Source organism: Polymorphobacter sp. (assembly GCF_051860865.1).
Classification (GTDB): domain Bacteria; phylum Pseudomonadota; class Alphaproteobacteria; order Sphingomonadales; family Sphingomonadaceae; genus Sandarakinorhabdus.
Map to the genome: position 1 here is coordinate 1 of NZ_JBIMKZ010000105.1, position 7954 is coordinate 7954.

Consider the following 7954-nt stretch of genomic DNA (forward strand, 5'->3'; position numbering starts at 1 on the left):
CCTGGACCGAGGTGGGCGGCGAACTGCTGACCATTGAGGCGGTGACCGTGCCCGGCAAGGGCATCGTCAAGACCACCGGCAAGCTCGGCGACGTGATGACTGAGTCGATTTCGGCGGCGCTGAGCTTCGTCCGCGCCCGTTCGGCCCATTACGGCATCAAGCCGTCGGTGTTCGAGAAAAAGGACATCCACGTCCATGTCCCCGAGGGCGCCACCCCCAAGGATGGCCCGTCGGCCGGCATCGCCATGGTTACGGCGATCGTCTCGACCCTGTCCGGCATCCCCATCCGCAAGGATGTGGCGATGACCGGCGAGGTGACGCTGCGCGGCCGCGTGCTTCCGATCGGCGGCCTCAAGGAGAAGCTGCTGGCGGCGCTGCGCGGCGGCATAACCACCGTGCTCATCCCGGCCGAGAACGAGAAGGACCTGGCGGAAATCCCCGCCAATGTCACCGAAGGGCTGAAGATCATCCCTGTCAGCCATGCCGATGAGGTGCTGGCGGTAGCCTTGACGCTGCCGCTCGCCCCCATCGAATGGAGCGAGGCCGATGAGCTTGCCGCCCTGCCGCAGCCCGCAGTGCCGGGGCCTGCCATCCGGCACTGACGCGGCCTGCCTTTCACGCTGACCGCCTCGTCAGCTTTTGGAGCCGGCTTTTGGGCTGGCGAGGCGGAAGCGAGTGTGCAATTCTGCGCGCTTGCGTGTGATGGGGGAGCCAGGAATGCGGGGGGACTGGAATGAATAAGCAGGATCTGGCCGGCCATTTGTCGGCGCGCACAGGATTGACCCGCGATGCCGTCGCTGGCGTGATCGACGCGATGCTTGATGAGATCACCAAGGCCTTGTCGCGGGGCGAGGAGGTTCGGCTGGTTGGCTTCGGTAATTTCGTCGTCGCCGAGCGCAAGGCCACAACCGGCCGCAACCCCCGCACCGGCGAGCCGATGGACCTCGATCCCTGCCTGATGCCGAAGTTCCGGGTCGGGCGTAATCTCAAGGACGCCTGCAACCGCGCCCTTCCGGTCTGAGCGCCACAAAGCCGCTTTACTTGCGGCCGGCCCTCGCCTAATTCCCCCGTTCCGCCCGGTGGCGGCGTGGGCGCATAGCTCAGTGGTAGAGCACTGTGTTCACACCGCAGGGGTCGCAGGTTCAAACCCTGCTGCGCCCACCATGCCGCCACCGGCCGGCGAAACCCCATAAGTTGCTCTTGTTGCCGTGCGATCGTTGGACGGCGATCCGTCGATTTGCTACAGGTTCCCCTGTTCAGCTTCACCATCTCTGGTGACCCTGGCAAGACCGCAAGGAGCCCGTCGATGAGCAAGAGCAAGAAGAGCGAAAAGTCGGCCAGCCTGCAGCTGGGTATTTCGGAAGACCAGCGCGTCGAGATCGCCAATGGTCTTTCCCGCCTGCTCGCCGATACCTACACGCTCTATTTGAAGACCCATAATTTTCACTGGAACGTCAAGGGGCCGATGTTCAATTCGCTCCACCTGATGTTCGAAGGCCAGTACACCGAACTGGCGCTCGCCGTGGACCAGATTGCCGAGCGGATCCGCGCCCTGGGCGAACCGGCGCCGGGCAGCTATTCGGCCTATGCCAAGCTGTCGTCGATCAAGGAAGCCGAGGGCGTTCCGGAAGCCATGGAGATGGTCCGCATCCTGGCTGAGGACCAGCTGGCCGTCGTCCGCACCGCCCGCGCCGTGTTCCCGGCCGCCGATGCCGCGCATGACGAGCCGACCGCCGACATGCTCACCCAGCGCATGCAGGTCCATGAGAAGACCGCCTGGATGCTCCGCGCCACGCTCGGCTGAAAACCGGTCCTCAGCCCCGGCGGGCGTAATTGGCTTCCACCCAGGCACGGTAGCTGCCGTCCATGATCGCCCGCCACCATTGTTCCTGCGCCAGATACCAGGCCAGCGTGTCGGCAAAGCCGGTGGTGAAGTCATGCACCGGCGCATAGCCGAGTTCGGCCCTGGCTCGGCTGCAATCGATCGCATAGCGCCGGTCGTGGCCGGGCCGGTCGGCGACAAAGGTTTTCAGGCTGTCGCTCGGCCGGCCCTGCGCCGCCGGCGCCTCCGGAAACCGCGCCGCCAGCCCGGGATCGCCGGCAAAGGCCGTATCGACGGCGGCGCACAGCGTATCGATCACCCGCAGGTTCGGCAGCTCGACACCGCCGCCGATGCAATAGGTCTCCCCGGTCCGGCCCCGCCGCAGCACGGCCTCGATCCCCCGGCAATGATCCTCGACATGCAGCCAGTCGCGCACCTGTTGGCCATCGCCGTAGATCGGCAGCGCCCGGCCATGCAGCGCATTGATCAGGAACAGCGGGATCAGCTTTTCCGGAAACTGGTAGGGGCCATAATTGTTCGAGCAGTTGGAAGTGGTCACTTCCAGCCCATAAGTATGGTGCCAGGCGCGGACCAGATGATCCGATCCCGCCTTGCTCGCCGCATAAGGGCTGTTCGGCGCATAGGGCGTGGTCTCGCGGAAGGGCGGGTCGTTCGGCCCCAGAGTGCCGAACACCTCGTCGGTCGAGACATGGTGGAAACGATGCGCGGTGCCGGAACCGGCCAGCCAGACCGCGCGCGCCGCGGCCAACAAACTCATCGTGCCAAGGATATTGGTATCGACGAACGCCGCCGGCCCATGGATCGAGCGATCGACATGGCTTTCAGCGGCAAAGTGCACGAGCGTGTCGATCTCATGCTCGCGCAGCAGCATCTCGACCAGCGCCTGGTCGCGGATGTCTCCCACCACCAGCTCCGCCCGGCTGCCCGCAAGGCTCTGCGGATTGCCGGCATAGGTCAGGCTGTCGAGCACGATGATCCGCGCCTCGGGCCAGGCCCGTTCCCAATGGTGGACGAAATTCGCGCCGATGAAGCCGGCGCCACCGGTCACCAGCAGCGCCTTTGGATCGAAACTCATGCCATCATCTCACGCAGGCAGGCGCGCAGTTCGGTGCGCCAATGGTCCGGCTGGCCGGTGATTGCCCAGGTCGCGGTCTTGTCGAGCACGCCATAATGGGGCCGCGCCGCCGGCGTCGGATAATCGGCGGTCATGATCGCCCGCACCGGCACCGGCTGGGCCAGCAGCCCGAGCGCCAGCGCTTCCTCCTGAATCGCTACGGCGAAATCATGCCAGCTAGCGACGCCCGCATCGGTGAAATGGTGCAGCCCGGTCGCCCGTGCGCCGACCAGCGCCCAGATCGCGCGGGCAAGGCTGGCGGCATGGGTCGGCGTGCCGATCTGGTCGCTGACCACGGCCAGCTCGGGCCGTTCGGCCATCAGCCGCAACATGGTCCGCACGAAGTTCCCTCCCTGCGCCGCATAGACCCAGGCAGTGCGGACGACCAGCGCGCGCGGATTGGCCAGCGCCGCCAATTCCCCGGCACGCTTGGTGGCGCCATAGACACTCAGCGGGTTCGGTCGCGCCTCGGGCGGGATGGGCCGATGCGCAGTGCCATCGAAGACGAAGTCGGTGCTGATCTGCACCAGCGCCGGCGCCTGCGTCGCCAGATACTCGACTGCCGTGGCATTGATAAGCCGCGCCCTGACCGCATCCGCCTCGGCCTTGTCGACCGCAGTGTAGGCGGCGGCGTTGATCACCAGATCAGGCTTGTGAACGCCAATCGCTGCCGCCACCGCGCCCTCGTCGGTGATGTCGAATTCGGCCTCGGGCGGTGCGACAACACTATGCGCGGCCGGAGCCGTCGCTTGAAGTGCCCGCCCGAGCTGGCCGCCACTGCCGGCAATCAGGATCTTCACGCAAACACCTCGGCGTCGGCCAGGGCAGGGGCAGCCTGGTCTTTGGCGGAAAGCTGCAGCGGCACGCCCGCGTCGGGCCAGTCGATGCCGATCACCGGATCATTCCACGCCAGCGATCGGTCCGATGCCGGGTCATAATGGCTGGTGCACTTGTACTGGAAGTCCGCCGTCTCGCTCAGCGTCAGAAAGCCATGGCCGAACCCCGGCGGAATCCATAGCATCTCCATCGTCTCTTCGGAGAGCGTCGTCCCCCACCAGCGGCCGAAATGCGGCGATCCGCGCCGCAGGTCGACCGCGACATCGAACACCGCGCCGCGCGCCACCCGCACCAGCTTCCCCTGCGGATCGGCCAGCTGATAATGCAATCCGCGCAGCACGCCCCGCGCAGACCGGCTGTGATTGTCCTGCACAAAGGCGATGTCGAGGCCGGCATCCGCCATCGTCCGGGCGTTCCAGCTTTCCAGGAAAAAGCCGCGCGCATCCCCGAACAGCTTCGGCCGCAGCCGCAACACGCCCGGCAAGCCTGTCTCGATGATCTCCATCTAGCGGCGCTGCTCGCGGCAAGGCTCGCTCGGCCGTCGCATCGGGGCCAGCGGCAGGAAACGCGTATCGATGATCATGCGATCCTCCGGACTCAGCGCGCGGTGTCGAGCTGGCGCAACAAATAGTCACCATAGCCCGATTTGCGCAGCGGCGCAGCAATCCGCTCGAGCTGCTCGGCGTCGATGAACCCCTGCCGCCAGGCAATCTCCTCGGGGCAGCAGATCTTCAGCCCCTGCCGCTCCTCGACGATCCGCACATAAAGCCCGGCATCGAGCAGCGAGGCATGGGTGCCGGTGTCGAGCCAGGCAAAGCCGCGGCCCATTAGTTCCACCTCGAGCTGGCCTGCATCGAGATACAGACGGTTGAGGTCAGTGATCTCGAGTTCCCCTCGGGCCGAAGGCCGGATATCGCGCGCCAGCCGCGCCGCCTCGCCGTCATAGAAATACAGGCCGGTGACGGCGTATCGGGATTTGGGCGCGAGCGGCTTCTCCTCGATGCTGATCGCCCGGCCGGCGGCATCGAAGGCCACCACGCCATAGGCCTCGGGGTTGCTGACCATATAGCCGAAAACACTGGCCCCCTCGGTGCGGGCATCGGCGCGGGCGAGCAGTTCCGGCAGCCCATGGCCGTAGAAGATATTGTCGCCCAGGATCAGCGCACTCGGCCGATCGCCGACAAAATCCGCGCCGATATGATAGGCCTGCGCCAGCCCCTTGGGTTCGGGCTGGATGGCATAGTGAAAGGCCATGCCCCAGTCGCCGCCATCGCCCAGCAACGCCTGGAACGCGGGCTGGTCGGCCGGTGTGGTGATGATCATGACCTCGCGGATGCCGGCCAGCATCAGCACCGACAACGGATAATAGATCATCGGCTTGTCATAGACCGGCATCAGCTGCTTGGAGACCGGGCGGGTGAGCGGATACAGCCGCGTCCCCGATCCGCCGGCGAGGATGATCCCCTTCCGTCGGCTGTCCGTGCGATGTTCCGGGTCAACGCTCATAAGCACTCCTGGCTGGCGCCCAGACGGCCCCGTGCAGCGTGCACCGCGATAAACGGGCGACCCTCATCCGGCAACCACGTTTACGAGTTGTGAAGCCTTTGCTGGATCAGTCAGCCGCGACCGGCGCCGGCGTCGGTGTGGCATCGACGGCAGGCGATGGGGCAGCGGCAGCCGCGGCCGGTACCGGCGCCTTGGCGCCTTCGAGCAACTTCATGTCCGGCGCGCCATAGCCCTTGGCGTAGACGATCTTGGCCTTGTACGCCTCTTTCCACTTCTCCAGTTCGCTCGCCAGACGCTTCTGCACGGCCTGCTGCTGGAGGACCGCCTGGGCATAGCCGATGGCCTTCTCGCCGGTGAACGGCTGGCTCTTGGTCGCGGTCACATTGTTGATGAACACCACCGGCCCGGCGGCATTGGGCGGCTGGTCGATAAACATGAAAGGCTCGGCATTGTTGGCGCTGGTCAGCCGGACGATCTCGCTGGTCAGCGCCGGGTTAATCAGCAAGGTATCAATCTGCTGCGGCGCGCGGCGGAACTCGATATTGGCGTCCATCAGGATGCTCTCGACATCGGCCATCGTCTTCGCATCCTTGATCGGAAGCCGATCGAAGTTGCTGGGCCGCAGGAACTGGATCTGATCGAGCGTGAACAGCTTGCGGTCGCCGAACACCTGGGGGTTTTCGGCAATGAACTTCTGCGCCGCCTCGCGCGTCGGCTGCGGCACCTTGCTTTGCAGATTCGCCTGCAGCGCCTGCACCAGCAGGCCTTCTTCGGCGCGCGTCCGTGCCAGCAGGAACTGCGGACTGCTGTCCAGCTTCAGCAGCCGGCCTTCATTGGCCAGCATCTTGCGCTCGATGACCCGGGCCAGCGCCACCTGCTCGATCAGCTTGCGCGGCGCATCCTGGTTGGCGCGCATCATCGTCAGCTCGGCGTTCAGCTCGTGAATCGTCACGTCCTTGCCGTCGACCGTGGCCACGACCTGTCCCTCAGGGGCCTTTTCCTTGTCGCCGCAGCCGGCAAGCGCGAGCATGGCGACGGCACTGCAGACCAGGGATGTGCGAAGGGTGGACATCGTGCGGCATTCCTCAGAAGCAAAGCGACGGTTGTGACGGACCGAATTGGTCCCCCGGAGATACGGCTTCACTTACGGCGAATACGGTCTGGCGAAAAGAGCCCTTAACAACCCCTTTGCTTTTGATGGCTGCCCCCGCAGCAGCCGCCGCCCCACCAGCGCCATGGTCAGGGCCCAATGCGCCGGCAGCAGCCAGGGATAATGCGTCCGGGTGAAGGCGAGGCGTGACCGGCTGAGCCAGTAATCGGCCAGGTTGCTCCGGGCGCCCTTGATGCTCGACGAACCGATCGAGCCGCCCTCCTTGTGCCAGACCGTGGCCCCCGCCGCAAAGCCCACGCCCAGCGGCTGGCGATGCCGACGGTTGCGCACCGCCCAGTCGATCTCCTCATAATAAAGGAAATAGCGGTCCTCCATCAGACCGATCCTATCGAGGAAACGCCGGCTCACCGCCAAGCTGGCGCCAAGCACGAAATCGGTCTGCCGCGCGATCGATTCGGCGTCGAACGGCTCGGCGGCGTCGCGCCCGAAACCGATGCCCGCGGACTGGCCGGTGAGCGGGGAGAATCGGCTGCCGTTCAGCACCTGCACACGGTTGGGCTGATGGTAAAAGCGGACCACCGTGCCGCACAGCCCGATCTCCGGCCGCCCCGCCATATGGCCGGCAAGCGCCGCCACCGTATCGGGCGCAATCACCGTATCGTTGTTGAGCAGCCAGAAACAGTCGATTTCCGGCACCGCCTGCAGCAGCCGCAGCCCGACGTTGTTGCCGCCGGCGAACCCCAGATTGCCCCCCGAAGCCGCCAGCGTCAGCCCCGGCCCCGCGCGCGCACTGGGGGCATGCGCCGCCTCGGCGTCAAGAACCGTCAGGGACAGCGGCTTGGCAACAGGCGGCGTCATCAAAGGCGCCATGGCGGCAGCCGCTGGTTCCGCCATCCGCTCGCCCCTGGCCCATTCGGCGATCTTCTCCATCGATCCGTCCGCTGAGGCATTGTCGACGACGACGACGCGAACGGGATGCGAACTGCGAAACACCGATTCCAGGCATTCGATCGTGTCCTGCCAGCGGTTCCAGTTGACCAGCACGATGCCGACGGGGGCAGGGAGCGCCGCCGTCATCCGCGCGTCCAATATTCGCCCGCCGTCAGCGCCGTGCTGGCGGCCGCGGAAAAGCTCTGGCGGGCGCGCCACAGCCGCAGCCTGGCGAGCACGGCGAGGCCACGCAGCCGGTTGGCCAGGCCGCGCAACCGCGGGCTGGTCAGCAACCGCACGCTGTCGACGGGAATCGAGGCGATCAGCGCGAGGCTGAACGCATGCCAGCGCCACATCGGCCGCCCGGCGGCCCGGTGCTCGGCGAGCGCATGGGCGATATGGCGCTGCCATTTGCGCTGAAGCTCGGCAAAGCTGGTCCGGCCGGGATGATAGATCCGCATCGCATCGACATAGCGGACCCGGTAGCCCTTGGCCGTGGCCCGGGTGCCCCAGTCCTTGTCCTCGGCAATGTCAATCCCGCCGAAGGGTCCTACATCGGCCAGCACGCGCACAGTCGTCGCCAGGTTGCCGGTGCCGGAAAACCCGAGTTTTT

10 protein-coding genes and 1 tRNA gene are annotated in these 7954 nt (G+C 66.0%); 4 read left to right on the forward strand and 7 right to left on the reverse strand.

Annotation, left to right across the window (positions count from 1 at the left end):
* From ACTIFJ_RS14360 to ACTIFJ_RS14375, 4 genes are all read left to right on the forward strand, one after another.
* Positions 1-602 (forward strand): S16 family serine protease (locus ACTIFJ_RS14360; protein ID WP_439534796.1); only part of this gene is annotated, 602 nt, incomplete at its 5' end.
* A 131-nt stretch (positions 603-733) separates the two neighbouring features.
* On the forward strand, positions 734-1021 hold the full coding sequence (locus tag ACTIFJ_RS14365) for an HU family DNA-binding protein (protein ID WP_439534797.1): 288 nt from the start codon (positions 734-736) through the stop codon (positions 1019-1021).
* 68 nt (positions 1022-1089) lie between these two features.
* Positions 1090-1164, forward strand: a tRNA-Val gene (locus tag ACTIFJ_RS14370).
* Between the two features lie 142 nt (positions 1165-1306).
* Positions 1307-1804: a Dps family protein gene (locus tag ACTIFJ_RS14375; protein WP_439534798.1), complete on the forward strand. Its 498-nt coding sequence runs from the start codon at positions 1307-1309 to the stop codon at positions 1802-1804.
* Positions 1805-1814: 10 nt separating this feature from the next.
* Here ACTIFJ_RS14375 and rfbB read toward each other — a convergent pair whose 3' ends face one another.
* From rfbB to ACTIFJ_RS14410, 7 genes are all read right to left on the reverse strand, one after another.
* Complete coding sequence (gene rfbB / locus ACTIFJ_RS14380) at positions 1815-2918, reverse strand: dTDP-glucose 4,6-dehydratase (RefSeq protein ID WP_439534799.1); 1104 nt, start codon at positions 2916-2918, stop codon at positions 1815-1817.
* On the reverse strand, positions 2915-3757 hold the full coding sequence (gene rfbD, locus ACTIFJ_RS14385; protein ID WP_439534800.1) for a dTDP-4-dehydrorhamnose reductase: 843 nt from the start codon (positions 3755-3757) through the stop codon (positions 2915-2917). Before rfbD ends, rfbB begins: the two co-directional genes overlap by 4 nt.
* Positions 3754-4299 carry a dTDP-4-dehydrorhamnose 3,5-epimerase gene (gene rfbC / locus ACTIFJ_RS14390; RefSeq protein ID WP_439534801.1) on the reverse strand — a complete coding sequence of 182 codons (546 nt, stop codon included), beginning with the start codon at positions 4297-4299 and terminating at the stop codon, positions 3754-3756. The genes rfbD and rfbC overlap by 4 nt, the downstream gene beginning before the upstream one ends.
* A gap of 92 nt (positions 4300-4391) precedes the next feature.
* Complete coding sequence (gene rfbA, locus ACTIFJ_RS14395) at positions 4392-5300, reverse strand: glucose-1-phosphate thymidylyltransferase RfbA (protein WP_439534802.1); 909 nt, start codon at positions 5298-5300, stop codon at positions 4392-4394.
* Positions 5301-5406: 106 nt separating this feature from the next.
* Entirely contained in the window at positions 5407-6372 is a 966-nt protein-coding gene (locus ACTIFJ_RS14400) for a hypothetical protein (RefSeq protein WP_439534803.1), read from the reverse strand.
* Between the two features lie 72 nt (positions 6373-6444).
* A complete protein-coding gene (locus tag ACTIFJ_RS14405) occupies positions 6445-7488 on the reverse strand; it encodes a glycosyltransferase family 2 protein (RefSeq protein ID WP_439534804.1) in 1044 nt (347 codons plus the stop codon).
* On the reverse strand, positions 7485-7954 hold a 470-nt coding region (locus ACTIFJ_RS14410), incomplete at its 5' end, for a glycosyltransferase (RefSeq protein ID WP_439534805.1). The genes ACTIFJ_RS14410 and ACTIFJ_RS14405, both read right to left, overlap by 4 nt.

Bases quoted from the DNA above. Each gene is read 5' to 3' on its own strand.
- rfbA (WP_439534802.1), bottom strand. From the start codon at position 5,300: ATGAGCGTTGACCCGGAACATCGCACGGACAGCCGACGGAAGGGGATC.
- ACTIFJ_RS14400 (WP_439534803.1), bottom strand. From the start codon at position 6,372: ATGTCCACCCTTCGCACATCCCTGGTCTGCAGTGCCGTCGCCATGCTC.
- ACTIFJ_RS14365 (WP_439534797.1), top strand. From the start codon at position 734: ATGAATAAGCAGGATCTGGCCGGCCATTTGTCGGCGCGCACAGGATTG.
- rfbB (WP_439534799.1), bottom strand. From the start codon at position 2,918: ATGAGTTTCGATCCAAAGGCGCTGCTGGTGACCGGTGGCGCCGGCTTC.
- rfbC (WP_439534801.1), bottom strand. From the start codon at position 4,299: ATGGAGATCATCGAGACAGGCTTGCCGGGCGTGTTGCGGCTGCGGCCG.
- ACTIFJ_RS14375 (WP_439534798.1), top strand. From the start codon at position 1,307: ATGAGCAAGAGCAAGAAGAGCGAAAAGTCGGCCAGCCTGCAGCTGGGT.
- ACTIFJ_RS14405 (WP_439534804.1), bottom strand. From the start codon at position 7,488: ATGACGGCGGCGCTCCCTGCCCCCGTCGGCATCGTGCTGGTCAACTGG.